22 protein-coding genes are annotated in these 25192 nt (G+C 64.4%); 8 read left to right on the top strand and 14 right to left on the bottom strand.

Going from position 1 to position 25192, the window contains the following annotated elements:
* The first annotated feature begins 58 nt into the window (after positions 1 to 58).
* From AC0L17_RS20145 to AC0L17_RS20160, 4 genes are all read left to right on the top strand, one after another.
* On the top strand, positions 59 to 1552 hold the full coding sequence (locus AC0L17_RS20145; protein ID WP_473517118.1) for a COG4223 family protein: 1494 nt from the start codon (positions 59 to 61) through the stop codon (positions 1550 to 1552).
* Positions 1553 to 1562: 10 nt separating this feature from the next.
* On the top strand, positions 1563 to 3164 hold the full coding sequence (locus AC0L17_RS20150) for a heme biosynthesis HemY N-terminal domain-containing protein (protein WP_473517119.1): 1602 nt from the start codon (positions 1563 to 1565) through the stop codon (positions 3162 to 3164).
* Positions 3165 to 3228: 64 nt separating this feature from the next.
* Positions 3229 to 3708: a tellurite resistance TerB family protein gene (locus AC0L17_RS20155; RefSeq protein WP_473517120.1), complete on the top strand. Its 480-nt coding sequence runs from the start codon at positions 3229 to 3231 to the stop codon at positions 3706 to 3708.
* A 12-nt stretch (positions 3709 to 3720) separates the two neighbouring features.
* Positions 3721 to 4437: a glutamine amidotransferase gene (locus tag AC0L17_RS20160; protein WP_077380871.1), complete on the top strand. Its 717-nt coding sequence runs from the start codon at positions 3721 to 3723 to the stop codon at positions 4435 to 4437.
* Between the two features lie 36 nt (positions 4438 to 4473).
* Here the strand turns inward: AC0L17_RS20160 and AC0L17_RS20165 are convergent, their stop codons facing one another.
* From AC0L17_RS20165 to AC0L17_RS20190, 6 genes are all read right to left on the bottom strand, one after another.
* Positions 4474 to 5715 (bottom strand): MFS transporter, encoded by a 1242-nt coding sequence (locus AC0L17_RS20165; RefSeq protein ID WP_473517121.1) that lies wholly within the window; start codon positions 5713 to 5715, stop codon positions 4474 to 4476.
* Between the two features lie 298 nt (positions 5716 to 6013).
* Positions 6014 to 6475, bottom strand: coding sequence for a Ros/MucR family transcriptional regulator (locus tag AC0L17_RS20170; protein WP_023800548.1), 462 nt, complete (start codon positions 6473 to 6475; stop codon positions 6014 to 6016).
* Positions 6476 to 6621: 146 nt separating this feature from the next.
* Positions 6622 to 7326, bottom strand: a complete 705-nt coding sequence (locus AC0L17_RS20175) for an ROK family protein (protein WP_473517122.1) — start codon at positions 7324 to 7326, stop codon at positions 6622 to 6624.
* Positions 7327 to 7342: 16 nt separating this feature from the next.
* Complete coding sequence (gene zwf / locus AC0L17_RS20180) at positions 7343 to 8719, bottom strand: glucose-6-phosphate dehydrogenase (RefSeq protein ID WP_473517123.1); 1377 nt, start codon at positions 8717 to 8719, stop codon at positions 7343 to 7345.
* Positions 8720 to 8735: 16 nt separating this feature from the next.
* Positions 8736 to 9752, bottom strand: a complete 1017-nt coding sequence (gnd, locus tag AC0L17_RS20185) for a phosphogluconate dehydrogenase (NAD(+)-dependent, decarboxylating) (protein WP_287173821.1) — start codon at positions 9750 to 9752, stop codon at positions 8736 to 8738.
* A 119-nt stretch (positions 9753 to 9871) separates the two neighbouring features.
* A complete protein-coding gene (locus tag AC0L17_RS20190; protein ID WP_473517124.1) occupies positions 9872 to 12268 on the bottom strand; it encodes a glucan 1,4-alpha-glucosidase in 2397 nt (798 codons plus the stop codon).
* Positions 12269 to 12469: 201 nt separating this feature from the next.
* Between AC0L17_RS20190 and AC0L17_RS20195 the strand changes: the two genes are divergently transcribed.
* The 4 genes from AC0L17_RS20195 (at position 12470) to AC0L17_RS20210 (ending at position 17152) form a co-directional block, all read left to right on the top strand.
* Positions 12470 to 13483, top strand: coding sequence for a substrate-binding domain-containing protein (locus AC0L17_RS20195; protein ID WP_091592281.1), 1014 nt, complete (start codon positions 12470 to 12472; stop codon positions 13481 to 13483).
* Between the two features lie 265 nt (positions 13484 to 13748).
* Positions 13749 to 15218, top strand: a complete 1470-nt coding sequence (locus AC0L17_RS20200) for a sugar ABC transporter ATP-binding protein (RefSeq protein WP_473517125.1) — start codon at positions 13749 to 13751, stop codon at positions 15216 to 15218.
* 1 nt (position 15219) lies between these two features.
* Positions 15220 to 16200 (top strand): ABC transporter permease, encoded by a 981-nt coding sequence (locus AC0L17_RS20205; protein WP_023800541.1) that lies wholly within the window; start codon positions 15220 to 15222, stop codon positions 16198 to 16200.
* 4 nt (positions 16201 to 16204) lie between these two features.
* The gene (locus AC0L17_RS20210) at positions 16205 to 17152 is read left to right on the top strand and encodes an ABC transporter permease (protein ID WP_287213381.1); all 948 of its coding nucleotides are present in this window, start codon (positions 16205 to 16207) and stop codon (positions 17150 to 17152) included.
* A gap of 36 nt (positions 17153 to 17188) precedes the next feature.
* On the opposite strand, the gene AC0L17_RS20215 is transcribed toward AC0L17_RS20210, so the two are convergent.
* From AC0L17_RS20215 to AC0L17_RS20250, 8 genes are all read right to left on the bottom strand, one after another.
* Complete coding sequence (locus AC0L17_RS20215) at positions 17189 to 18697, bottom strand: aldehyde dehydrogenase family protein (protein WP_473517126.1); 1509 nt, start codon at positions 18695 to 18697, stop codon at positions 17189 to 17191.
* A gap of 161 nt (positions 18698 to 18858) precedes the next feature.
* Positions 18859 to 19203, bottom strand: a complete 345-nt coding sequence (locus AC0L17_RS20220) for a cupin domain-containing protein (protein WP_077380861.1) — start codon at positions 19201 to 19203, stop codon at positions 18859 to 18861.
* A gap of 24 nt (positions 19204 to 19227) precedes the next feature.
* On the bottom strand, positions 19228 to 19578 hold the full coding sequence (locus tag AC0L17_RS20225; RefSeq protein ID WP_473517127.1) for a cupin domain-containing protein: 351 nt from the start codon (positions 19576 to 19578) through the stop codon (positions 19228 to 19230).
* Between the two features lie 82 nt (positions 19579 to 19660).
* The gene (locus AC0L17_RS20230; RefSeq protein ID WP_473517128.1) at positions 19661 to 20935 is read right to left on the bottom strand and encodes a glycosyltransferase; all 1275 of its coding nucleotides are present in this window, start codon (positions 20933 to 20935) and stop codon (positions 19661 to 19663) included.
* A gap of 16 nt (positions 20936 to 20951) precedes the next feature.
* Positions 20952 to 22025, bottom strand: coding sequence for an ABC transporter ATP-binding protein (locus AC0L17_RS20235; protein ID WP_473517129.1), 1074 nt, complete (start codon positions 22023 to 22025; stop codon positions 20952 to 20954).
* Complete coding sequence (locus AC0L17_RS20240) at positions 22022 to 22813, bottom strand: ABC transporter permease (protein ID WP_473517130.1); 792 nt, start codon at positions 22811 to 22813, stop codon at positions 22022 to 22024. Before AC0L17_RS20240 ends, AC0L17_RS20235 begins: the two co-directional genes overlap by 4 nt.
* A gap of 183 nt (positions 22814 to 22996) precedes the next feature.
* Entirely contained in the window at positions 22997 to 23839 is an 843-nt protein-coding gene (locus AC0L17_RS20245; protein WP_036269997.1) for an ABC transporter permease, read from the bottom strand.
* A gap of 248 nt (positions 23840 to 24087) precedes the next feature.
* Complete coding sequence (locus AC0L17_RS20250) at positions 24088 to 25152, bottom strand: polyamine ABC transporter substrate-binding protein (protein ID WP_473517131.1); 1065 nt, start codon at positions 25150 to 25152, stop codon at positions 24088 to 24090.
* Positions 25153 to 25192: the final 40 nt, after the last annotated feature.

Here is a 25192-nt window from a genome sequence, read left to right on the forward strand (position 1 = left end):
TGGTGATGTGCTAGACCCTTTCTGAACCATCCCGAAGCGAAATTTGCGGAGCCCAAGCATGGTCAAGACGCCGAAGATGCGGCATTCGAAAAGCCGTCGCGAGCCGGTGACCATCGAGCTCGATCCCGGCGCTGTCTCGCGCGTTGCCGACGAGGATGCCGCCAACGGGCGGACCGACGAGGCGAAGGCGGAGGAGGCGGCAAGCGCGTCGCAGCCGGAAGCGCCTGAAGAACCCGTCCATGCCGACCAGACCGACATCGAGCCGTGGGAACATACCGAAGCGGCCCCGCCGGCCGGGTCGGAACAGCCGGCAGAGGGTGGCGCCAAAACTCCTGAAGGGCCCAAACCGACTTATCCGGCCGGCTCGGGGGGACCGGCGGAGCGGGCCTTCGACTACAGTTTCGATGACGCATCGGCCAAGGACGCTTCGGCCAAGGCGGGCGCCGCAGACGCGCCGAAGGAAACCCAGGCAGGGACTGAAGACATGGCAGCGCAGCCGAAGCGTGGCGGCATCAACGGCATCGCCGCCGGCATTATCGGCGGCGTCATCGCGCTGGCTGCCGCCGGAGGGCTGCAGTTTGCCGGCCTGCTAGGCGCGCCAGGGGCTGGCGATTCGTCCTCGGGCGGCGTGTCGCTCGATGGCGTCAATAGCGAAATCGCTGCGCTGAAGAGCGAGATTGCCGGGCTCAAGGATACAGCCGGCAACAATGACGCCTCGGCCAAGGTGGACGGGCTGTCGTCAGCGCTGGATCAGGTCAAGACGGATGTTGCGGCGCTGAAATCGGCGATCGAGCAGGGCGGAGCAGGCGACACTGCCGGGCTTGCAGCCCTCGGCGACAAGGTCAGGCAGATCGAGACGGCGGTTGCGGCGCTTGGCCAGACCGGCAACACGGCGCCGGTCGATCTCGGACCGCTCAATGAAAAGCTGGCCGGGCTCGACGCGGCGGTGAAATCCGCCGGCGAGGCGGCGAAGGCACAGGACGGCCGGCTTGCGGCGCTGGAACAGTCGGTGTCTCAGCTTTCCGGCAAGGTCGAGGCACAGGCCGGGCAGCCCAAGGTTGCGCTCGCCATCGCCGCATCGGCGCTGAAGGCAGCACTCGATCGTGGCGCGCCATTCGCCGCCGAACTCGAAACCTTTACGGCGATTTCGCCGGATGCTCCAGAGATCGCAGCCTTGCGTGCCTACGCCGAAAAGGGCGTTCCGACCCGGTCGGAGATCGCAACCGAAATGCCTGCCGCCGCCAATGCCATGGTCGCTGCCTCCGAGCCCGTCGACCAGAATGCCGGCTTCCTGCAAAACCTGCTGTCGAGCGCGCAATCGCTGGTCAAGGTCAGGCCGATTGGTGCCGTCGAAGGCGCTGGCGCACCGGAAGCCGTCGCCCGCATGGAGGTAGCGGTCAATCAGGGCGATTACGCCAAGGCGCTCAGCGAATACGATATGCTGCCCGAGGCGGTGAAGGCTGCCGGCGCCGAATTTGCGGGCAAACTGAAGGCGCGAATCGAGGTCGAGAAGCAGGTCGACGCGTTGATCGCCAGTGCGATGAAGGCGTGAGGGAAACCCGATGATTCGCATTCTGCTTTTCCTCGTCGTGGTTTTCGCGCTCGGGCTGGGTTTCGCCTGGCTGGCCGACCGGCCGGGCGAGATGGTCGTCACCTTCAGCGGCTACCAATACCAGGTCAGCCTGATGGTGGCGGCGGTGGCGGTCGTTGCCGTGGTTGCCGCGGTGATGATCGTCTGGTGGCTGCTCAAGGCGCTGTGGAACAGCCCCTACACGATCTCGCGCTATTTCCGCGTGCGCCGTCGCGATCGTGGCTATCAGGCGCTGTCGACCGGCATGATTGCCGCCGGCGCCGGTGACGGAGCGCTCGCCCGCAAGAAGACCAAGGAAGCGGCAAAGCTGATCCGCTCCGACCAGGAGCCGCTGATCCAATTGCTGGAGGCGCAAGCCTCGCTGCTCGAAGGCGACCATGAGGGTGCCCGCGAAAAGTTCGAGACCATGCTCGACGATCCCGAAATGCGGCTGCTTGGCCTGCGCGGGCTTTATCTCGAGGCCGAACGCCTCGGCGACCGCAACGCGGCGCGGCACTACGCCGGCCGCGCTGCGGCGATGGCGCCGCAACTGGCCTGGGCCGCCGAATCGACGCTGGAAGACCTGACCGGGCGCGGCGACTGGGACGGCGCGCTGAAACTGGTCGAGGCGCAGAAATCGACGCGGCAGATCGAGCGCGATGCCGCCAACCGGCGTCGCGCCGTGCTGCTCACCGCCAAAGCGCAGGCGCTGATCGACAGCGATCCCAATGCCGCCAAAACCGCTGCTCTGGAGGCCAACCGGCTGCGGCCGGATTTCGCGCCGGCGGCGGTGAACGCAGCCAAACTGCTGTTCAGACAGAATGATGTGCGCAAGGGCGCGAAGATCCTCGAAACGGCGTGGAAAGCCGAGCCGCATCCAGAGATCGCCGAGCTTTACACCCACGCCCGGCCAGGCGATGCCGTGCTCGACCGGCTGAACCGGGCGAAGAAGCTGCAGGAGATGAAAAAGAACCACGCCGAATCGTCGCTGGCGGTGGCGCGCGCCGCGCTCGACGCGCAGGACTTTTCAACCGCCCGCAAAGAGGCCGAGGCGGCTATCCGCATGGATCGCCGCGAAGGCGCCTATCTGCTTCTGGCCGACATCGAGGAGGCCGAGACCGGCGATCAGGGCAAGGTGCGGCAGCTTTTGTCCAAGGCAGTGCGTGCACCGCGCGATCCGGCCTGGGTCGCCGACGGCGTCGTTTCCGAACGCTGGGCGCCGGTGTCGCCGATCACCGGCAAGCTCGACGCCTTCGAGTGGCGTGCGCCGATGGAGCGGCTCGGCCAACTCATCGACAGTGACGAGGATGCGCCGGACGCCGCGGTGCCAACAATTGCAGCGCCAACGAAGCCGGAAAAGGAAAATGTGATCGAGCTGAACCCTGCTGGTTCGGCCGAAAGACCGACCGCCGTGGCGGCATCGGAAACTGACGAAGACGATGTTGCGCCGGTCACCGCCACGGCGTCTGCCGCAGTGCCGCCGGATGGCGACGCTGCCGAACCGGCGGAGGAAATGGCCCGGCTGCCCGACGATCCCGGCGTCGATCCGGACGACGAAGAGCAAAAATCACCACGCAAGTTTCGATTGTTTTGATTTGGCTGAGCTTGAAAAGTTTGGCTGAGCTTGAAAGTTTTGGCGGATGGGAAGTAGGAACCACATGTTCGAACGCGTTCTGTCGTTTCTGAAGGACCTGCCGGCAGCCGGCCGCGCCCGCAACAACGCCGATGACCCGCGCGTTGCCGCATCCGCCCTTCTCTACCATGTGATGAGTGCCGACGGCGTGCGTCAGGATGCCGAATGGGAGCGGTTCAAGGCGGTGCTGGCGGAAAGCTATTCGATCAGCGGCGACGAGCTCGACGCGCTTGCCGCTGCCGGCGAGCGGGCCGACAATGAGGCGATCGACCTCTACGCCTTCACCAGCGCTTTGAAGCGTCAGCTCGATCCGGACGCGCGAAAAGCCTTCATCGGCCTGATGTGGGAAATCGTCTATGCCGATGGCGAATTGCACGAGCTCGAGGACAATATCGTCTGGCGCGTCGCCGAGCTGATGGATGTCGAACGCCACGACCGCGTCGAGGCACGCCGCAAGGCGGCCGCCGAAGTGCCGGGCGCGGCTGGAACATCGAGCGACGAATAGACGGGATTCCCCATGCCACCCACGCCAAGGCCGAGACCAAAAATCCTGATCGTGCTGCATCAGGAGAGTTCGAGCCCCGGGCGCGTCGGCCACATGCTTATCGAAGAAGGCTTCGACCTCGATCTCCGCTGCCCGCCGCTCGGCGACGCCTTGCCGGAAACACTGGATGGTCATGCCGGAACCGTGGTGTTCGGCGGACCGATGAGCGCCAATGACGAGGACGATTTCGTCCGCCGCGAGACCGACTGGCTGAAAATTCCGCTCAGGGAGAACCGGCCGTTGCTCGGCATCTGCCTCGGCGCGCAGATGCTGGTCAACCATCTTGGCGGCAAGGTCGAGGGTCATGGCGAGGGGCTGGTCGAGATCGGTTGGTATCCGCTGACAGCGACCGAGGACGGCAAGAAGCTGATGCGCTGGCCCGAGATGGTCTATCAGTTTCACCGCGAGGGCTTTTCGCTGCCGAAGGACGCGACGCTGCTGGCGACGGCCGAAACCTATCCAAACCAGGCCTTTCGCTATGGCGACAATGCCTGGGGCATCCAGTTCCATGGCGAATTGACAAGGGCGATGATGCAGCGCTGGGTCGTTCGCGGCGCGCATCGCTTCGAGTTGCCCGGCGCGCAGCCCGGTCGCGATCATCTCGGCGGCCGGCTGATCTGGGACATGCATCTCAAGCGCTGGCTCGGCGAATTCCTGCAGACGATCTTCGGCAAGCCGGCGCTGTCCTGATCTGATCTGGTTTGCCCGGATCAGCGCGCCCTGGGATCAGTTTCGCCCGTTCAGGTGGCGCACCCTGCGCAGCTGCGGGAACAGCACCGCCCACAGCCCGGCGACAACGACTGCGCCGACGCCGCCGATCACCACCGCGGGCACAGTGCCGATCAATGCCGCCATGGTGCCGGCGCGGAATTCGCCGAGCTCGTTGGAGGCGCCGACGAAAACCTGATTGACGGCATTGACGCGGCCGCGAACCTTGTCCGGCGTCCACAGCTGGATCAGCGTCTCTCTGATGTAGACGCTGAACATGTCGGCGGCGCCGAGCAAGGCGAGCGCTGCGATCGACAGCCAGGTGATGGTGGAAAGGCCGAACAGCACCGTGAAGGCGCCGAACAGCGCGACGAAGCCGAGCATGACCACGCCGGCATGGTTGCGGATCGGATGTCCGGCCAGCCAGATGGCAACGCAGATGGCGCCGATGCCCGGCGCCGAACGCAACAGTCCCAGGCCCCAAGGGCCGAGTTCGAGGATGTCGCGCGCATAGACCGGCAGCAGCGCCGTGGCGCCGGACAAAAGCACGGCGAACAAATCGAGCGAAATGGCGCCGAGCACGATCTTCTCGCTCCAGATATAGCCGAAGCCGGCAAACAGGGTCTGCATCGTCGGCCTGTCGGTCTCGCTGCGCTGGGCAGGCTTCGGGATGGTGAAGACCAGCACCGCGGCGACAAACATCAGAACGGCAGCGGTCCCGTATGCCGCTTGCGCCGAAAGCCCGTAGAGCAGGCCGCCGGCGACCGGTCCGACGATGGTCGCCGTCTGCCAGGCGGACGAATTCCAGGCGATCGCGTTGCCGAAATCCTCCGGCGGCACGAGGTTGGCGAACAGCGACGCCGCGGCCGGTCCGAAGAAGGCGCGCGCGATGCCGAACATGGCGAGCACGCCGAAGATCAATCCCGGTCCGCTAAGACCGCGCAGCGTCAGCAGCAGCAGGGCCAGCGCGCAGATCGCCTCCAGCAGCACCATCAGCGCCATGATCAGGCGGCGGCCGAAACGGTCAGCGACCACCCCGGTGATCAGCACCAGCAGCAGCGAAGGCAGGAACTGGACAATGCCGACAAGGCCGAGATCGAACGGATCGCGGGTCAGGTCGTAGACCTGCCAGCCGACGGCGACGGACACGATCTGGGTGGCGAATGTGGCGAGGAAGCGTGCCGCCCAATAGCTCAGGAAGGGTTTGTGCCGGAAGGCGGCATAGCGCCGGTCGGGCGGTGCGTGAGGTTCGGGTGTCATGAATCAGGCCCCGTGGCAAGGAAGTCGGCCGGCGGGGCACTTCCACGAGGGCGCTGGTCCGACCACAGCGCTTTTAACGCAGTTCGGTGCGAGGCGCGCGCAAAAATCGGCTCTGGATCAAGGATTTCCGGCTACCATGCTAATTGCACAGCGGAGGCGGAGGGGTTGTTAGGCGCGCAGGTCGAGTTCCCCCGCGCGCCCCCCTCTGTCCTGCCAGACATCTCCCCCCTCAAGGGGGGAGATTGGACGCCGCGACGGCTTTCGCCAATCTCGAGCGTCAAAGGCGGCTTCGAGCGCGTCAGACCGTGGCCTTGGGCTTCCTGGTCTTCTTGACCGGCGCCGGCGGGGCGGCCTTGCGGCCAAGGCCGATCGCCTTCGCCAACTGCGAGCGCGAGGCCGCATAGGTCGGGGCGACCATCGGATAGTCAGCTGGCAAGCCCCATTTGGCGCGGTAGGCATCCGGCGTCAGTCCGAAATGAACGCCGATGTGGCGCTTCAGGGATTTGAACTTCTTGCCGTCTTCGAGGCAGATTATGTAATCCGGCGTCACCGATTTCTTGGGATTTACCGCCGGGATCAGCGGTGCTGCGACCGGAACGGCGGGCTGGCCGAGCCCACCTATCGACGCGCTGACGCTGGCGATGAGATCGCCGAGGCCGGAAGCGGGCAAGCGGTTCTTCTCGACGTAAGCGGACACGATGTGAGCGGTCAGCTCGAGAAGGTCGATGTCCTTGCGGGCTTTGTTGCTGTCGTCGGTCAATCTATTTTCTCCGTTAGTGGGGTCGCAGAATTCCTAGTCGGCAAATCTGCATAACGCAATGACGCCGCACCACGCTACACATTATTTTGAATAACAATACTAACGGCCGGGCCAGATCAACAGGTTTGGCCCGAACCGCTATAATATCAGACAATCAGGGATTTGTCGCGCCACAGTCGAAATCCCCCGTCGAAGGCGCGTGTGTTGTCGCCACGCCTGCAACCGGCAGGCAATTCGTCGAGTTTGTCGACATTGCCGCCGCCGATGACCACATAGTCAGGCTGAAGGGCGGCGCGCAGCCGCTCGACGACGTCGAAGACGTGTTTGCGCCATTTCTTCTTGCCGCGCTTTTCAAGGCCGCGTTCGCCGACATAGTCCTCGAAGCTGCTGCCCTTCTTGTAGGGAAGATGCGCGAGTTCCATCGGCTGGGCGACGTTGTCGAGGATCATCGCAGCGCCGAGTCCGGTTCCGAGACCCAGGAACAGCATGCGCCCGCCTTCATAGCTGCCGACGGCCTGCATCAGCGCGTCGTTGACCAGCTTCACCGGCTTGCCGAACTGCGTTGCGAAGTCAAATCCGACCCAACCCTTGCCGAGATTGGCGGGGTCGGCCAGTGGCCTGTTGTGGTGCACCGGGCCGGGATAACCGATCGAGACGACATCGTAGGGCAAGCCATCGGCGAGCGTCTGCACGACGGCGATCATCTGCTGCGGCGTCAGGCCGGGCCCGGAATCGGCTCTGCGCTCCTCGCCGCCGGCGCTGGTGAGGATCTTGACATGGGAGCCGCCGATATCGATCGCAAGCACGATCTTTTCGCTGTCCGGTGCTTGCTTTTTCGCCGCCTTGGCCATTGCGTCGCCTCCGAGTTCATTTCGCCGGGTTGATCCAGCCGTTCGGCGGTCCGAACCCGGCCATCGCGTCGGCGGGACCCCATGTTCCCGGCTCATAGAGGTGTGGCGGCATGGTGTCGCCAAGCACCGGGCCGACGATCCGCCAGGCAAGCTCGCTGGCATCCTGGCGAGTGAACAACTGGCCGTTGCCGTTCATGGCGTCGCCGATCAGCCGCTCATAGGGCGGCATGTCGCCCTGGCTGTCGTCGAGCGCGGTGAGTTCGACCTGCTCGCCGATCATGTCATCACCAGCGGCCTTGCGCTGGGCGCCGATCGAGATCGCCACCTGCGGGTCGATGCGGAAACGGACGTGATTCGCATCTCCGGGTTTGATCGGGTCGAAGACGTCGAGCGGCGGCCGCTTCAGCCGCACGATGACCTCGGTGGCGTGCACCGGCATGCATTTGCCGGCGCGGATGAAGAAGGGCACGTCCCGCCAACGCCAGGTGTCGACGAGGAAACGCACCGCCGCGAAGGTCTCGACCGGCGAATTCGGCGCGACGCCCGGCTCGCTGAGATAGCCTTTGAACTGGCCGCGCACGACATCGTCACTGGTCAGCGTCCTGATCGCCCGCAGCACCTGCACCTTCTCGTCGATCAGATCGTCGGCCGAGCGGCCAACGGGCGGCTCCATGGCCAGCAGCAGCAGGATGTTGAGCAGATGGTTCTCGATGACGTCGCGGATGCAGCCGACCTCGTCGTAGAAGCGGCCGCGGCCTTCGACGCCGAAATCCTCGGCCATGGTGATCTGCACGCTCTCGACGAAATTGCGGTTCCAGATCGGCTCGAGAAAGGAATTGGCGAAGCGGAAATAGAGCAGGTTCTGGATCGCCTCCTTGCCGAGATAATGGTCGATGCGAAAGATCGACTGCTCGTCGAACACCAGGTGAAGGACCCGGTTCAGCCAGCGCGCCGATTGCAGATCGTGACCGAACGGCTTTTCCACCATCAGGCGCGCGCCCTGGGCTGCGCCCGACTGTTCCAGTCCCTGGATGACCGTCTCGAACATGGTCGGCGGCACCGCCAGATAGTGCAGCGGGTGCTGCGCGGTCCCGAGCGCGCTTTTCAGCTTCTCGAATGTCGCGGCGCTGCGGTAGTCGCCGCTGACATAGCGAAGCAGCGAGGCAAGTTTCGCGAATATCTTCTCGTCGACCTTGCCGATGGCCTTGGCGATGCCGTCGCGGGCGCGCGCCTGCAACTGCTTCAGGTCCCAGGCGTCGAAAGCGACGCCGATCACCGGTTCGGTGAGCGTTCCCTTGGCGACCATGGCGTAAAGTGCCGGGAAGATTTTTTTGTGGGCGAGGTCGCCGGTCGCCCCGAAAAGCACCAGCGTGTCGGACCGTTCCTGGTTCATGAGCGTGTCTTCCCCGTCACGAGCCGGTCTTCGGCTTTTCGACATGGCCGCCAAAGGCATAGCGCATGGCGGACAGCAGCTTGTCGGCGAATTCGGATTCGCCTTGCGAGGCGAACCGGTCGAACAGGGCCGAGGACAGAACCGGCGCCGGCACGCCGGTGTCGATCGCCGCCTTCAGCGTCCAGCGGCCTTCGCCGGAATCCGAAACCCGTCCGCCGAACTGCGTCAGCCCCGAATCGGCCTTCAATACGCCCGCCGTGAGGTCGAGCAGCCAGGAGCCGATGACGCTGCCATGCCGCCAGACCTCGGCAACCTCGGCGATATCGATGTCGAACTGGTAATATTGCGGGTTTTCCAAGGGACTGGTTTCGGCGTCGGCGGTCCGCTGTCGCTTGCCGGCATTCGCCGACTTCAGGATGTTCATGCCCTCGGCATAGGCGGCCATGACGCCGTACTCGATGCCGTTGTGGACCATCTTGACGAAATGGCCGGCGCCGCTCGGCCCGCAGTGGAGATAGCCGAAGGGGGCGGTTCCGGCATCCTTGCCGGCGGCGGGCACCCCGGCATCGGCGCCCGGCGCCAGGGTAGCGAAGACCGGATCGAGATGCTGGACCGCGCTGTCTGGGCCGCCGATCATCAGGCAATAGCCGCGCTCGAGGCCCCAGACGCCGCCGCTGGTGCCGACATCGACATAGTTCAAGCCTTTCGATGCCAGGCGCGCGGCATGGTCGACAGCTTCGTGATAATAGGAATTGCCGCCGTCGACGATGATGTCGCCCGGCTCCATCAGGTCGGCCACCTGATCGACGATCCGGCTGGTGATCGCCGCCGGCAGCATCAGCCAGGCGCTGCGCGGCTTGGTCAGCTTGCCGACGAAATCCTCCATCGAAGCGGCTCCGATCGCGCCAGCCGTCACAAGGGCTTCAACGCTGGCCGGGTTGATGTCGTAGACCACGCATTCATGGCCATCGCGCAGCAGGCGCCGCACCATGTTGGCGCCCATCCTGCCCAGTCCCATCATTCCGATCTGCATGTTTTTCGTCCTGCTCTTGAGGGATAGAAGATCTACTGGCTCTATTGTTGGAGCATGATCTTTTCCGAAAACCGGTTTCCACTTTTCGCTAACGCGGACCTTCGGTTCGGGATCATGCTCTAGTCCGGCTTGTCGATACCGACGGAAAAGTCGACATTCTCCCAACGGCCGGCATCGGGCCAGAAAAAAGTAAAGACGATCATATTGCCCGGCGGGACATCGGCAACGGGCAGGTCCGTGAGATGGATGCCGAAGGCGTTCTCGATCGTCGGGGCGTCATGGATGGTTGCCCAATCGTCGTTGCTCCAATGGACCACCGCCCGGGCCAGCAGTTCGACGCGCAGCAGCTTGCCGGCGGGCATGGCGCGGAGCTTGTGATTGAAGCGCCATGTCCGGCGCGGCGCCACGGTCCTGTCCTCGATGTAGCGCTTCACGCCTTGCGGCGGCATGTCGAAGACGGCGCCGTCATTGAGCGAGCGCAGCAGCTTGATATGCTCCGAATGCGCCCAGACCAGAGGCATGGCGCTGCCCGACGGTCCGCCGTGCCGCAGTTCGTGTTCGGCGATGTCGGGACCATCCCAGACCTGCTCCGGCAGCAGGCCGCCAGACCCGGCCGAATCCTCCAGGGTCTTTAACAGGCTCGCTGCCTTGTCCTTACGGCCCGCCGCCAGTTCGTAATGGGCGCGCTCGCCGACCAGCAGCGGCCAGGGCCGGCCCTGGCCGGACCCGTCGAAGGGCGCGCCGTCGGCGTGCTCGCCATAGCCGTCGCTGGTATAGCGATACCAGACGGGCCCCTGCGGCAGGTCGCAGCGCAGCCGCGCATCGATGACCTTGACGGTGCCGACGATGCGCGGATCGTCGGCGGCCCTGAGGCCGAAGCGGACGAGCGCCAGCGCATCCGGGCTGACGATCGCCTCGGCCAGCCGGTCGCTATCGCCGGGCGGCAGGTTCTTGATCGGCACATAGCCGTCCCTCGGCGACGCCGCGCCGGCGGTGTCGGGCGGCGCGATACGGACGTAATAGCCCTCGACGCCGACCTCTTTTCCGAGTGGGGTGCCGGTGACATAGGTCCAGCGCTCGATCTGGTCGTTCCAGATATCGGCGGTTTCCCGCAGATAATTTGCCGGCTCTGCTTTGCCGCAAGTTTCGAACATGTCGGCCGCGGCCAACAGGGCGGCGATCTCGACGGCCAGCGTGAACGGGCTGTAGCCGGCATCCTCCTCCCAGCGGTCTTCGCCGGTGACCGGACCGTTGCGCACGACGTAGGAAGCGGCGCGCTCGACCATCGGCATGAAGGAGCGCAACGCGGCGTCTGCCAGATGCGCAGCCCGGCGCAGCGCGTCTGCGAGCAGCAGCGGAAACGCGCATTCGTCCATCTGGATGCCCGGCCAATAGGCTGATCCGTCGAGCCAGGCGTTCTGCGGCCAATGCCCATCCGGCAGCTGGATCGAGCTGAGATAGGCGAGGATCTCAAGCGCTTGCGCCGGATCGCCGGCGGCGAGGAAACCGCCCGCGGTTTCGACCAGGTCGCGCGGCCAGACCAGATGATAGCCGCCGATATCGTCGTCGCCCTTGCTGAAGCCCCACGGGATCGACAGGCTGGCGACGGCCGCTCCGGTGGATGAGCGATGCGTTGCCAGAACTGCCGTGCTGACACGATACGTGTTGATCCCCGCTATATGCCGGTCCAGCGGCAGCAAGCCAGCCTGCCACTCCCGCCATTTTTCGATAAAGGATTTGGCCGCGGGCGCAAAGCCTCGCTTCAGGCTGGCCGAGGCATTTTCCGCCGCCTCTTGCGGCGTCGTTCCGAAACCCAGCGCCAGCAACGCCGTCGGGTTCGCAGCCGAAAAGCCGATCTCGCCGGTCAGCGCGACATTGCCGTCCTCGGCCCTGCGGCAAGCCGGGTCGAGCCGGCCGTCACGACGGAGCTGCTGCCAGCCGTCGGAGACACCGACATAGCCGGCCGAGCATGCTCCCCAGGGCAGCGACGAGGCGAGCGCCAGGCAAACGCCACGTCCCGATGCAAACAGGACAGGCCTTCCCTCGAGGTCGCCGACCCAGGCGGTGTTGGCCATGCCGGCGTTGACCAGATGCGGCGCCAGCAGCGCGTAGACGCAGTGGTCGGCGTATGTGCCGCTCAGCGGCGTGAAGCTGATTTCCTGCAACAAAACAGGATGTTCCGGATCCGTAACGATGCGCTTTTCGATCCGGTAGGTGGCGGCGGTGTTGACCAGCCTGTAGGCGGGCACCCCATCCTCGAACGGCTCGAGGCTGTGCACGGCATCGCGCTTTTCTTCCGAGAAATAGAAGCCGGGGCCGGTGACGACCAGTCCCATGTCTCGGGTGCAGGCGCTGTCGAGGCGGGGATAATAGACCTCGTTGAGGATGCCGTGGCTGATCGTGAACCAGACAGGGCAGGCCGGCGAAAGCGCGGTTCCGACGCCGCTCTTGGCGCTCGACGTCCAGCGCGCCGGAATTCCGGGTGCGCCCGGCGCATCAGTCGGCGTCGCTGCCATCTCGATTTCGATCTCCTGCCCCACCCCTAGACCAGGAGCCGAAGCCTTTTCAATCATTGCACCGCAAGTTGATCGTCAAACCGTCATTGATCGCTGTTGACAAGTGCGCCCATCTAAATTTGTCTGACAATATTGAAACGAGGTTCGTCACAACAGCCGCCAGCAGCCAACAACGACCAGCAATCCATGGGAGGATAACAGATGAAGAAGATACTCGTCTTGAGTGCGCTTGCGGCGATGCTCGCGTCAGGCGCCGCGTTTGCCGACACCAGCGACAAGAAGATCGCCTTTTCCAACAATTATGCCGGCAATTCGTGGCGGCAGGCGATGCTCGACAGCTATGCCATCGTCACCAAGAAGGCGGTCGCCGACGGGGTGGTCGCCGCCGCGGACATCTTCACGACGGCCGACAAGGAAGTGCCGACCCAGGCTGCCCAGGTCCAGAACCTGATCCTGCAAGGCTATGACGCCATCGTCATCAACGCCGCCTCGCCGGACGCGCTCAACGGCGCCGTCAAGCAGGCCTGCGATGCCGGCATCGTCGTCGTCTCCTTCGACGGCATCGTCACCGAGCCCTGCGCCTACCGCGTCGTCGTCGACTTCAAGGACATGGGCAGGCAGGAAGTCGAGCAGATGGCCAAGTTCCATCCCGAGGGCGGCAATCTGCTGGAAATCCGCGGCCTTGCCGGCACGTCGATCGACGACGCCATCCACGCCGGGATACTGGAGGGCGTCGCCGCCCATCCCGAGTTCAAGATCGTCGGTTCGGTGACCGGCGACTGGGACCAGACCACAGCGCAGAAGGCGGTCGCGACGATCCTGCCGTCGCTGCCGGAAATCGTCGGCGTCGTCGATCAGGGCGGCGACGGCTATGGCGCGGCACAAGCCTTCGCCGCCGCCGGCAAACCGCGCCCGACCATCATCATGGGCAACCGCCAGGACGAATTGCAGTGGTGGAAGGAACAGAAGGACAAGGATGGCTACCAGACCTGGTCGGCGTCGATTGCGCCGGGCGTGTCGTCGCTGGCCTTCTGGGTGGCGCAGCAGGTGCTCGACGGCCGCACCGATGTGCCGCATGACCTGTTGGTGCCATACCTCGCCTTCACCCAGGATAATTTCGAGGCCGAGCTGCCGAACATCCCCAAGGGCGGCGTCGCCAGCCACGAATACACGCAGGAAGACGCCATCGCGGCGATCAAAGCCAATATCAAGTGAGCGTGGCAGAATCGATGCGGGGCGATCCCTTCAGATCAATGACCTCGTGTGGAAGCGACCAATTGCCGATGTCGGCGCCGCCCCTCATCCGCCTGCCGGCACCTTCTCCCCGTATAGTGACGGGGAGAAGGGAACTGGCCGCAACATTGGCGACCCCCTCTCCCCGTCCTTCACGGGGAGAGGGTAAGGGTGAGGGGCAGCGCCAACCTAAAGCTATTGCCATGCGAACGTTGCCAGCGGCATGGCCAAACGAAAATCGCTAAGAATGCCCGAGGCCGGTGCAGACATAATCAGGCTGGACGGCGCCGAAAAACATTTAGGCGCCGTCCGGGCGCTTGCCGGGGTGGATTTCCACGTCGGCGCCGGCGAATGCGTCGGTCTCGTCGGCCACAATGGCGCGGGCAAGTCGACGCTCATGCATATGGTGGCGGGCACGCTCGTGCCCGACAGCGGGCGGATCGCGGTGCGTGGCGGCATCGAGGACAATTATTCGGTGCCGCGCGCCCAACAACTGGGCATACGCTGCGTGTTCCAGGAACTGTCGCTGTGCCCGAACCTCAGCGTTGCCGAAAACACCCGAATCAACCACCCGGCGCTGCGCGGCCTCGGCTGGCGGCGCAAGGCGGCCGATCTGATCGTCGCCAAGCTCGACGAGATATTTCCGGGCCACAGCATCTCCGCCGCCGATATCGCCAGCGACCTTTCCATCGGCAGGCGGCAGATGGTCGAGGTGGCGCGCGCCTTCACGGTGACGCAGGATCCGCTCGAATTGGTCATCCTCGACGAGCCGACATCCTCGCTCGACGCGTACACGGCCGGCCAGTTGCTGGCCTTCGTCCGGCGCTTTGTCGCCGGGGGCAAGAGCTGCATCCTGATATCGCATGTTCTGGGCGAGGTGCTCGGGAATGCCGACCGCATCGTGGTGATGCGCGACGGCAAGGTCGTTGCGTCGGATGCGGCTAAGGCTTTCGATCGCGGCAGGCTGGTGACGACCATGGGCGGAGCGGCAGCGCGTGAGAAGATCGCGGCCGAAATCGCGACCCAAAAGCCGGAGACCGGCCCGTTGCGGGTCCGGGCCCGCCCGGCGCGGCAACAGGACGGCAACGAACTTGTGGCGCATGCCGGCGAGATCATCGGCCTTGCCGGGCTTGCCGGTCATGGCCAAACCGATCTGCTGCTGGCGATTTTCACAGCCGCGGCGCGCACCAAAACCGGCATCGAGGTCACCGCGCCGGTGGCGCTGGTGGCCGGCGACCGCCAGTCTGACGGGATCTTTCCGCAATGGTCGATTGCGCAAAACATCGGCATCCGCTCGCTGGCGCGATTGCGCAACGGCCTGCTGATCTCGCCGCGGCGCGAAGCCGAGCTCGCCGACTTCTGGCAAAAGAAAATCGGCATCCGCACCCCCGATATGAACAACAACATCTTCTCGCTGTCCGGCGGCAACCAGCAGAAGGCCCTGTTTGCCCGGGCGCTCGGTTCCGACGCCAAGATCGTGCTGATGGACGACCCGATGCGCGGCGTCGACATCGGCACCAAGCTCGAGGTCTACGACCTTGTGCGCGAAGAGGCTGGCCGCGGCCGTACCTTCCTCTGGTACACTACGGAAACCGAAGAGCTCGACAATTGCCACCACGTCTATGTCTTCAAGAACGGCCGGATCGTCGCCAAGCTTGGTCGCGACGAGCTGACCGAGGAAAAGATCATCCAGTCCTCGTTCGGCGATGCGGCTTGAGATGACGGCAGCACCCGTCGAGAGCGGTCCCAAGAGTTCTTCCGAGCGAAGCGCGCTGGCGCGGGCGCGCCTGCTGCGCGGGCTGCTGCCTGCGATGTCGCTGGTGCTGGTGCTGCTGGCGATCGCCTGGCTCAACCCGCGCGCCATCAGCTATTTCGGCTTCAGCCTGATGCTCAACCTGGCGATCCCGATCGCATTGGCGACGATCGCGCAGATGTTCGTCATTGCCGGCAACGAGCTGGACCTGTCGATCGGCACCTTCGTCGGTTTCGTCGGCTGCGTCACGGCGACATGGCTGAAGGAGGCGCCGCTGGTCGGTGTCTTGATCCTTCTCGGGTCGATCGGCGTCTATGCGCTACTCGGCGCGCTGATCCATCTGCGCAACCTGCCTTCAATCGTGGTGACGCTCGGCATGAGTTTTGTCTGGCAGGGCCTCGCCATCCTCATCCTGCCGAAGCCCGGCGGCAAGGCGCCGGACTGGCTGCTGTCGCTCATGGCCTTCAAGCCGCCCTTCGTCCCGTTCCCGATCATTGCGGCGCTGCTGATCGCGGCGGTCGTCCACTTCGGGCTGATGCGCACCTCGTATGGCGTGATCCTGCGCGGCTCCGGTGGCAATGCCGCGGCCCTCAGCCGTGCCGGCTGGTCGCTGCTCAAGACCAAGGTCGTGCTGTTCGCATTGACCGGCCTGTTCGGCGTTTTATCCGGCATGGCCCTGATTGGCATCACCACCTCGGCCGATGCCAATATCGGCAATGGCTACACGCTGCTGTCGATCGCCGGCGTCATCCTCGGTGGCGGCGAATTCGTCGGCGGCCGGGTATCGCCGATCGGCGCGGTGATCGGCGCGCTGACGCTGGCGCTCGCCGCCTCGCCGCTGCTGACCTTCATGCACATCCCGCCCGATTGGCAGGTGGCCGCCAACGGCGCCATCCTCATCATCGTGCTGGCGGCCCGGGTGCTGATCAGCCGCAAAGAGAGGTGAGGGGATGGCATCGTTGCGATTGCTGCTCGCCAAACCCTGGATCTGGTCCTTCATCGGCGCGCTGCTGGTGTGGCTGGCGACGGTCACCTTCACCGGCGGATATGGCGGCGGCGGCATGATCACGGCAGCACTTTCGCTCGCCGTCTTCACCGTCATCGTCGGTGTCGGCCAGATGTTCGTGATCACGCTCGGTCCCGGCAATGTCGACCTGTCGCTGCCCGCCAATATCGGCCTCGCCAGCGCCGTCGCCATGAAGGTGATGGACGGCAATGATTCAATGATCGCGGTCGGGCTGCTGGCGGCGCTGGCCTGCGGCATGGCGATCGGCGCCGCCAATTATCTGTTGATCTGGGCGCTGCGCATTCCACCGATCATCGCCACGCTGTCGGCGAGCTTCATCATCCAGTCGATCGACATCAGCTATGGCCGCGGCTTGCAGATCAAGCCGCCGCCGGGCTTTGCCAGTTTCACCAACTGGCAGATTCTTGGCATTCCGGTGCTGGCGATCCTCACCGTGCTGTTCTCCATCGGCGCCGCGATCGCGCTGCAGCGCATGATCTATGGCCGTTCGGTGCTGGCGATCGGCCAGAACATCCGCGCGGCGTGGCTGGCCGGCGTCAATGTCGGCCGCATCCGCTTTCTTACCTACACGCTGTCGGGCGCGCTCGGCGGCCTCGACGGGGCGCTGCTCGCCGGCTATTTCCGCGGCGCCAATGTCGATATCGGCAATGAGTACCTGCTGGCCTCGATCGCCGTCGTCGTCATCGGCGGCACGTCGGTAGCCGGCGGCAAGGCCAATGTGCCGGGTGTCTGGGGCGCGGCCCTGTTCCTGGTGCTGCTTTTGACCATGCTCAACACGTTCGGCGTCAGCGCCGGCGTCCGTCTGCTGCTGACCGGGCTGATCATCGTCGGCGTCATCACCGCCGCCGGCGGGCAGAAAGCGCTGCGCTAGCAAGCGGCGGCCTTGGCGGCGCTGACCTGTGTCATCTCATACGTGCTTGCGCCCGCCAGATTCGCGGAACCAGCTGTCGGGATAGGGATACCACCAGTCCTGGATCACCGGCCTGTGGTCGATGATAACCATCTTCGAGCGGCGGAAGGCATCCAGCCCCTGGCGACCAAGTTCGCGGCCGAGGCCCGATGCCTTCCAGCCGCCGAACGGCAGTGCGTCGTTGTCGATCAGCGGATTGTTGACCCAGACCATCCCTGCCTCAAGCCGCTCCGCAGCCTCATGCGCCTCGGCAAGGTCAGTGGTGAACACCGAGGCGCCGAGCCCGAACGGGCTGTCATTGGCAAGTTCTATCGCCTCATCGAAATCCTTGACCCGGCAGATCGCGGCGACTGGCCCGAAACATTCTTCGCGCACGATCGCCATTTCGGGGGTGACGCCGGTGAGGATCGTCGGCTCGTAGAACCAGCCGACATTGTGCGCCGGCGGAATACGCCCGCCGGTGATCGCCTTGGCACCATTGCGCACGGCATCGTCGACCAGCCGCATGACTTTCGCCCGCGCCGCCTCGCTGACCAGCGGCCCGATCTCGGTCTTGTCGAGGCCGTTGCCGATGCGCAGCGCCCGTGTCTTCTGCGCAAACAGCTCGACAAAGCGGTCATGAACGGCATCGACGACGAAAAACCTTTCGGCCGAGGTGCAGACCTGGCCGGTGAGATGGAACGCGGCGGTGACGCTGCCGGCGGCCGCCACGTCGAGCGGGGCGTGTCGGCTGATGATCAGCGGATCGCTGCCGCCGGCCTCGATGACGCATGGCTTCATGCGCTCGGCGCAAGCGACGGCGACAGCCTTGCCGGCGGCGACCGAACCGGTGAAGGCAACCGCATGGGTGCGATCGGAGGCGATCAAAGCCTGCGCCGTGGCCGCCGCGCCGGGCAAGCACGAAACCAGGCCCTCCGGCAGTGAGCGGAACACGGTCATGTAATCCAGCGTCGACAGTGTCGTCGCTTCGGCCGGCTTGATGACGCAGGCATTGCCGGCGGCAAGCGAGGCGGCAACGGTCCAGCACATCAACAGGATCGGGAAATTGTAGGGCATGATGTGCACAGACGTGCCGTAGGGCTCGTAGCGCGCATACTGGAACGAACCCGCCTGCGTCGTGCCGGCGATCTTGCCGGCATCGTCGCGCGCCATTTCGGCGTAGTAGCGGAAGATCGGCGCGCAATTGGCGATCTCGCCGATTGCTTCCGGATAGGGCTTGCCCATCTCGCGCACCATCAGCTCGGCGCAGCAGGTGAAGTCGGCCGCCTCGATGGCGTTGGCGACTGCATGCAGATGCCTGGCGCGGCTCTTGGCGTCTAGCTTTTTCCAGGCAGCTTGCGCCCTGGCCGCAGCGGTGAGCACGGCGTCGATCTCGCCGTCGGTTGCAGTCGCGATGGCGCCGACGGTTTCCAGTGTCGCCGGATCGATCACCGGTTTTGCCGGGCCGGTCATCGGCCGATAATCCGGATTGACGAAGAAGGCCGGCCGGTCAGGTGAAAAGTCCATTCTGTCCTCTCGTGTGTGCAGAGCCTTTTTGAGAATTCGCCCTGCCGAGACAGATGGCGTGGTTTTCGAGAACCGAAGCGGAGCGCACGTTGGAGTCCGTGAGCATCGGAAGCGGAGAAAACCGCGTCAGGTGTCCGGCAGGGTAGAATTGTCGAGAAGGCTCAGCGGATCATGTAGACCTTCTTGATCGTCTCGTGGACGGTGCAGACGCCCTTCCAGTCCTGCGGAAAGAACGCCGCGGTGTCGGGTTCGATCTCGATCACCTCGCCGGATTCGTGGACATAGGTGCAGCGGCCCTCGAGGAAATGGCAGAACTCGTCGCGGGTGACGTGGCAGTGCCATTTGCCCGGGGTGCAGACCCACAGCCCGCATTCGGAGCGGCCTTCCGGTCCCTTGTGCAGCAATTTGCCGGAGGTGCGGGAGTCTCCCTCGATCATCGTGGGGATGACGCCCCAGTCGACGAGGTCGGTGAGGGCAAGCGGCGATTTCATGATTGGCGTTGGCATGTCGTGAAGCTCCAGTGGCTGGCTTCAGGCCAGCATGTAGATGTTGCGGATGGTCTCGTGGACAGTGCATTCGCCCGCCCAGCCGGCCGGGAACATGACCACCGTGGCAGCGGAGACTTCTATCACCTCGCCATTGTCGGATCGGTAGGTCGCGCGGCCGGCAACGAAATGGCACAGTTCGTCGCGCGGGATCGCCAGCCGCCAGCGGCCGGGCGTGCAGACCCAGATGCCGGATTCCGGCTGGTTGTTCGGCCCCTTGTGGACGAGCCTGCCGGTGGAGTGCGAAGCACCTTCCAGCGCGTCGGGCTGGGCGCCCCACTCGATCAGGTCGGTGCGTGTGGAGGCTTGGTGGAGGTGTGGGGCGGAGGAGGTCATGTGGGAGCTCCGCCATGCTTGTGCTTGACGTGCCCGCGCTCTACGGCGGGGGCGCGAAGGAATGCCATACCCATCAGCCCGGTCACAGCAGTTTCTCCAGCAGCCCCGCTGCCTTCTCCGGGCCGTTCTGCGCCTGCATCTGCGCCGACGTCTTCGCCAGCTTGGCCCTGATTGCCGGGTCGGTCAGGCAGGTTTCGATCTTGGCGATCAGCTCGGCGTCGCTCCAGTCGTAGCGCGGCATGCCGAAGCCGTGGCTGGTCTCCGCGACCCGGGTCGCGTTGTCGTGGCCATCCCAGACATAGGGCATGATGATCGCCGGCTTGCCGAAGTAGAGACACTCGGTGAACGAGTTGTTGCCGCCATGGTGGATAACCGCATCGACCTGCGGGATCACCGAGGGCTGCGGAAACCAGCTCTCGACGATGACATTGCCGGGCACTTGCGCGTATTGGTCCTTGTAGCCGCCGACATTGACCAGCGCCCGGTAGCGAGTCTCGGCCAGCGTCGCGATGATGCGCTTCAAGAGATCGACATCGCCGGCGCCAAGGCTGCCGAACGAGACGTAGAGCAGCGGCCCGTCATTATTCTCGGCAAAGGTCGGCACGGTGTAGGGTTTCTCCTGCCGCACGCAGCCTTCCAGATACTGGAATTTTGCCGGGTCGAGCGGATGGCGGCGCTTGAACTTTGCCGCCTCGGGATAAAGCAGCAGGTTGAGGTAAGGCGAGGCCTCGAAGAACTGGCCGATCGGATACGGCGCTTCGTTGTTGGCTTTCAAAAACGTATTGAAGTCGTCATGGATCGGCTTGATTACCGCGTTGAAATGGTCGCGGTAGCGCTGATGGCAGGCGTGGTCTTTCTCGCCGCAGCCGGACAGATGCGGAGGGATGTCCTCGTCCTCGATCTCGTTTTCCGAGCAGGAGATGACGCGCACCCATGGCTTGCCATACTGCTTGATCGCCGGGAACAGGATGACGTTGTCGACGCAGATGACGTCGGGCTTGATCGTCGCAAGCACGCCAGGCAGGTCCTTCTCAGCCCATTTGGCGCTGTCGACGATCGCCGTCCAGCAGTCCTTCACGTAATTGTCGACCTGGTCGTAGGGCGATTTGCGAAAATTCGGGATGTGGCCGTTGATGAAGTCTTCCCAGAACTTGGCCATCTGCTCGGGCGGCATCGGCTCGGACAGGTTCACCGGATGTGCCTCGAAGCCGTAGCCCTTGTAGACGTCGACGAAGCCGGGGTCCGACAGGAACACCGCTCTGTGGCCGCGCGCCTCGACTGCCTGGGCGATACCGACGGAGTTGAGCGCCGGGCCGTAGGCCGCTTCCGGGAAAAACGCGATGGTCTTCTGCGCCATGAAAGTTCTCCTTCAATCAATCTGCGAAAATTCTGACGTCGGCGGCATCCCAGCCGAGCTCGACCGCATCGCCCGACGCGACCGGTCGGCGGTCGGCGGCGTCGGCGGTGACGCGCACCAGGAACGGTTTTTGCGACAGAGCGGTGCGGACATGCAGCTGCAGGTCGAGCCCGTGATAGGCGAGCGCCTCGACGATGCCGGCAACACGGTTGGCCGTCTCTGGCGGCGGGAACAGCCGGATGCGCTCGGGCCGCACCGAAGCGACCGCCGCAGCGCCGGGCGAAAGTATTTCGGGAACCATGCCTGATATCCGCGCACCATTGGCTGCCAGCACGCCATCGTTGGCGGCTTTGCCCGGCACGAAATTCATGACGCCAATGAAGTCGGCAACGAAACGGTCGGCCGGATGTTCGTAGACCGCATGCGGCGTGTCGCATTGCAGCAGCTTGCCGTCCCTCAGCACCGCCATGCGGTCGGCCATAACGAGCGATTCCTCCTGGTCATGGGTGACGATGACGAAGGTGATGCCGACTTCGTGCTGCAGCCGCTTCAGCTCCAGTTGCATGGCGCCGCGCAATTTCTTGTCGAGCGCACCGAGCGGCTCGTCGAGCAGCAGCAGCCGCGGCCGCTTGACCAGCGCCCGGGCAAGCGCGACGCGCTGCTTCTGGCCGCCAGACAATTGCTCCGGCTTGCGGTCGGCGAAGGCGACAAGCTCGGTCGTCGCCAGAATGGCGTCGACGCGGGAGCGGATTTCGTTTGCCGGCAAGCGCTCCATTTCAAGGCCGTAGGATACATTGGCCCGGACGCTCATATGCGGAAACAGCGCGTAGGACTGGAACATCAGGTTGACCGGCCGCCTGTTGGGCGGGGTTCTGGCGATGTCGCGGCCGTCGAGCAGGATGCGCCCACCATTGGGCGTCTCGAAACCGGCCAGCATGCGCAGCAGCGTGGTCTTGCCGCAGCCAGAAGGTCCGAGCAAGGCGAAGAACTCGTTCTCGCGGATATCGAGCGAGATGCCGTCGACAGCCGTCACCCGGCCGAAGTTCTTCGACACCTTGTCGATCGCCAGCAGCGTGCGGGGCTCGCTCATTGGCCGATGACTCCGCGATTGAGCCGCTGCGACAGGGTCAGCGCGGTGATTGAGACCGCCATGACGATGGTCGCCAATGCATTGATCTCCGGCGTGATGCCGAAGCGGATCATCGAATAGATCTGCATCGGCAGCGTAGTCGAGGCGCGGCCGGCGCCGGCGGTGAAGAAGGCGATGATGAACTCGTCGACCGAAAGGGTGAAGGCGAGCAGCGCGCCGGCGACGACCGCAGGCAGGATGACCGGCAATGTCACCCGCCTGAAGGTGGTGAGCGCGGAAGCGCCGAGATCGGCGGAGGCCTCGACGATCGACCAGTCGAAGCTTTTTAGCCGCGCGCGCACCACCGAACAGACGAAGGCGAGGTTGAAGACGACGTGGGCGAGGATGATGGTGTGCAGGCCGAGCGTGAAATCGAGCATGGAAAAGAAGCTGAGCAGCGCCACCGCCAGCACGATGTCGGGAATGACCATCGGCGCAAAGATCAGCGCCTCGAGGCCGCTTCCGTACTGCCGGCGCATTTCGACGCCGATGGCCAGCAAGGTGCCGAGCAGCGTGGCGATAGCTGTCGAGACCAGCGCCACGATCAGCGTGTTGAGGGCGGCGGAAAGGATCGCGGCGTTTCCGGCGAGCGAGGCATACCATTTCAGCGAAAAGCCCGACCAGACGGTCGGCAGTCCGCCTTGGTTGAACGACAGCGCCACCAGTACGGCGATCGGAATGTAGAGGAAGGCGAAGACGAGGACGAGTATCGTTCGCAGGCCGAAGATGCGCGCTGGAGATGAAGTCATGGCTGCCGTCCGATGGTCTGGAGGTGAGCGAGCGGCGAGCGTCCTTCTCCCCGTTTACGGGCAGATGCCGGCAGGCAGATGAGGGGAAGCGCCCAACGTTGCCGGCGTTTGCGCCGCCCCTCATCCGCCCCTGCGGGGCACCTTCTCCCCGTGAACGGGGAGAAGGGAAAGAGAGGCGAGCGCTCAGTCATCGGCGCCTCCTTTCGCTTCGGCGATACGGCCCGCGGCGCGATCGGCAGCCAAGGCCTGCGCCGTCAGCACCAAAAGCATGATGGCGATCAGCGCCATCGCCAGCGCTGCGCCGAACGGCCAGTCATTGGCGGTCAGGAACTGGTCGTAGACAAGATTGCCGATCATCTGGAAGCGGCCGCCGCCGAGCAGTGCCGGCGTGACGAAATTGCCGATCGACAGCACGAAGACGAAGACCGCCCCGGCGGCGATGCCCGGCACCGTCAGCGGCAGTATAACCCGGCGAAATGTGGTCATGGCCGAAGCGCCGAGATCGCGCGAGGCCTCGGCCAGCTCCGGATTGAGCCGCGACAGCGGCGCGTAGCAGGCGAGGATGACGAAAGGCAGGTAATTGTAGACCAGACCGGCGATGACGGCGCCTTCGGTATAGAGCATCGACGGCGGCTCGCCGGTATAGCCGAACCAGCGCAAGAGCTGGGTTATCAGGCCTTCGCGGTTGAGCAGCACGATCCATGCATAGGTGCGGATCAGGTAATTGGACCAGAAAGGCAAGACGGCGAAGAACAGGAACACCGGCTGCCACCGGCGCGGTGCTGCCGCGATCGCATAGGCGGCGGCATAGCCGATCACCACCGCGATCAGCGTTGCCGTGCCGGCGATGCGCGCCGAATTGAGGAAGATGCCGGCATAGAGCGGGTCGAGCACCAGCCCGAAATTCTCCAGCGTGAAGCTGTATTCGATGCCGCCATAAATGCCGCGCCGGAAGAAGGCGAGCGCCAGCACCAGCGCGCATGGCACCACCATCAAGGCGGTGAGCCAGGCCAGCGCCGGCGCCATCAGCAAGGAGGAGCGGGAAGGAGTGGGAAGCGTCACGCTGCACCCCCCTCTGGCCTTCCCTCTTTGTCAAAACTTGGCATCTCTCCCTCAAGGGGGGAGATTAGCAGTTTCGCCCGCATCCCAACCATTCGAGGCGCCGGAGCTTGGCGACAGGTCGCAATCCAGCCGATCTCCCCCCTTGAGGGGGAGATGGCCGGCAGGCCAGAGGGGGGCGTGAAGGAATGCAAGCCTGATTCCAGATGCCGAAACTACTGCGCCGCCTTGATCTCGCTGACGATCTTCGAATAGTCGCGCTGGGCGTCGCCGACGTCGCGCAACTGCTCGAACTTGACCAGTTCGGCCACAGGCATGTTCATATTTGGGAATTTGGCGAGGAAATCCGCCGGCAGGCTTTCCATAGCCGGCTTGTTCGGCACCTTGTAATCGATGTTCTGAGCCGCCCAGGCGTGGTTCTTGGCGTCCAGCATGAAGTTGATGAACTGGAAGGCGGCGTCCTTGTTGGCCGATGCCTTCATCACCACCATCGTATCGACCCACAGGTCCGAGCCTTCCTTGGGTATGGTGTATTTAATCTGCGGATTCTCGGCGATGCCATAGTTGCACCAGCCATCCCATGCCTGCACCATCAGCGCCTCGCCCGAAACCAGCTTCGAATAGAAGGTGGTGTCGTCATAGGCGAGCAAGGTCTTCTTGGCCGAGATCAGCAGGTCCTTGACCTCGGCGAGCTTGGCCGGATCGGTCTCGTTGACCGAATACCCCTTGGCGAGCTGCCCGGCGGCAAGCAGCCAGCGGTCGGTCGCCAGCATCGTGGTCTTGCCCTTGAGCGCCTCGGACGGGGCGAGAAGATCGTTCCAGCTGGCCGGCTCGGTCTTCACCAGATCCGAGCGGTAGCAGAGGCCGGTGGTGCCCCAGGTGTAAGGCACGGAAAAATTGTTGCCGACATCGTGCGGCAGCTTGGCCGCCTCAGGATAGAGATTGGCGAGATTGGGGATCTTGGCGTGGTCGATCGTCTCGATCAGGCCGAGATTGTTCAGCACTTCTGCGAACGGCGAGGAAACGAAGACCACGTCATAGCCCTTGCCGCCCGAAGCAACGAGCTTGCCCATGATCTCCTCATTGGTGGCGTGAACGACGACCTCGCCGGAAACGCCGGTCGCTGCTTTGAAGGCGGCCATGGCGTCCGGCGCCATGTAGCCGTCCCAGTTGGAAATGACGAGGTCGGCGGCGGCCGCCGGCGCCGACAGCGCCATAGCGAGGCCAAGCGCAATCGCGGAAGTTTTTAACGAACGGTGCCGCAGGGTGGTGGCGGTCATGACAGACTCCCATTCTGGTTGATCGTCGAATTCAATCAAT

The sequence above is a fragment of the Mesorhizobium sp. WSM4829 genome (genome assembly GCF_055811475.1).

Excerpts from the sequence above, each read along its gene's own strand:
- AC0L17_RS20240 (WP_473517130.1), bottom strand. The coding sequence starts at position 22,813 with ATGACTTCATCTCCAGCGCGCATCTTCGGCCTGCGAACGATACTCGTC.
- AC0L17_RS20210 (WP_287213381.1), top strand. The coding sequence starts at position 16,205 with ATGGCATCGTTGCGATTGCTGCTCGCCAAACCCTGGATCTGGTCCTTC.
- zwf (WP_473517123.1), bottom strand. The coding sequence starts at position 8,719 with ATGAACCAGGAACGGTCCGACACGCTGGTGCTTTTCGGGGCGACCGGC.
- AC0L17_RS20145 (WP_473517118.1), top strand. The coding sequence starts at position 59 with ATGGTCAAGACGCCGAAGATGCGGCATTCGAAAAGCCGTCGCGAGCCG.
- AC0L17_RS20165 (WP_473517121.1), bottom strand. The coding sequence starts at position 5,715 with ATGACACCCGAACCTCACGCACCGCCCGACCGGCGCTATGCCGCCTTC.
- AC0L17_RS20195 (WP_091592281.1), top strand. The coding sequence starts at position 12,470 with ATGAAGAAGATACTCGTCTTGAGTGCGCTTGCGGCGATGCTCGCGTCA.
- AC0L17_RS20235 (WP_473517129.1), bottom strand. The coding sequence starts at position 22,025 with ATGAGCGAGCCCCGCACGCTGCTGGCGATCGACAAGGTGTCGAAGAAC.
- AC0L17_RS20225 (WP_473517127.1), bottom strand. The coding sequence starts at position 19,578 with ATGACCTCCTCCGCCCCACACCTCCACCAAGCCTCCACACGCACCGAC.
- AC0L17_RS20175 (WP_473517122.1), bottom strand. The coding sequence starts at position 7,326 with ATGGCCAAGGCGGCGAAAAAGCAAGCACCGGACAGCGAAAAGATCGTG.
- AC0L17_RS20220 (WP_077380861.1), bottom strand. The coding sequence starts at position 19,203 with ATGCCAACGCCAATCATGAAATCGCCGCTTGCCCTCACCGACCTCGTC.
- AC0L17_RS20150 (WP_473517119.1), top strand. The coding sequence starts at position 1,563 with ATGATTCGCATTCTGCTTTTCCTCGTCGTGGTTTTCGCGCTCGGGCTG.
- AC0L17_RS20205 (WP_023800541.1), top strand. The coding sequence starts at position 15,220 with ATGACGGCAGCACCCGTCGAGAGCGGTCCCAAGAGTTCTTCCGAGCGA.
- AC0L17_RS20160 (WP_077380871.1), top strand. The coding sequence starts at position 3,721 with ATGCCACCCACGCCAAGGCCGAGACCAAAAATCCTGATCGTGCTGCAT.
- gnd (WP_287173821.1), bottom strand. The coding sequence starts at position 9,752 with ATGCAGATCGGAATGATGGGACTGGGCAGGATGGGCGCCAACATGGTG.
- AC0L17_RS20190 (WP_473517124.1), bottom strand. The coding sequence starts at position 12,268 with ATGGCAGCGACGCCGACTGATGCGCCGGGCGCACCCGGAATTCCGGCG.
- AC0L17_RS20200 (WP_473517125.1), top strand. The coding sequence starts at position 13,749 with ATGCCCGAGGCCGGTGCAGACATAATCAGGCTGGACGGCGCCGAAAAA.
- AC0L17_RS20155 (WP_473517120.1), top strand. The coding sequence starts at position 3,229 with ATGTTCGAACGCGTTCTGTCGTTTCTGAAGGACCTGCCGGCAGCCGGC.
- AC0L17_RS20230 (WP_473517128.1), bottom strand. The coding sequence starts at position 20,935 with ATGGCGCAGAAGACCATCGCGTTTTTCCCGGAAGCGGCCTACGGCCCG.
- AC0L17_RS20245 (WP_036269997.1), bottom strand. The coding sequence starts at position 23,839 with ATGGCGCCGGCGCTGGCCTGGCTCACCGCCTTGATGGTGGTGCCATGC.
- AC0L17_RS20250 (WP_473517131.1), bottom strand. The coding sequence starts at position 25,152 with ATGACCGCCACCACCCTGCGGCACCGTTCGTTAAAAACTTCCGCGATT.
- AC0L17_RS20215 (WP_473517126.1), bottom strand. The coding sequence starts at position 18,697 with ATGGACTTTTCACCTGACCGGCCGGCCTTCTTCGTCAATCCGGATTAT.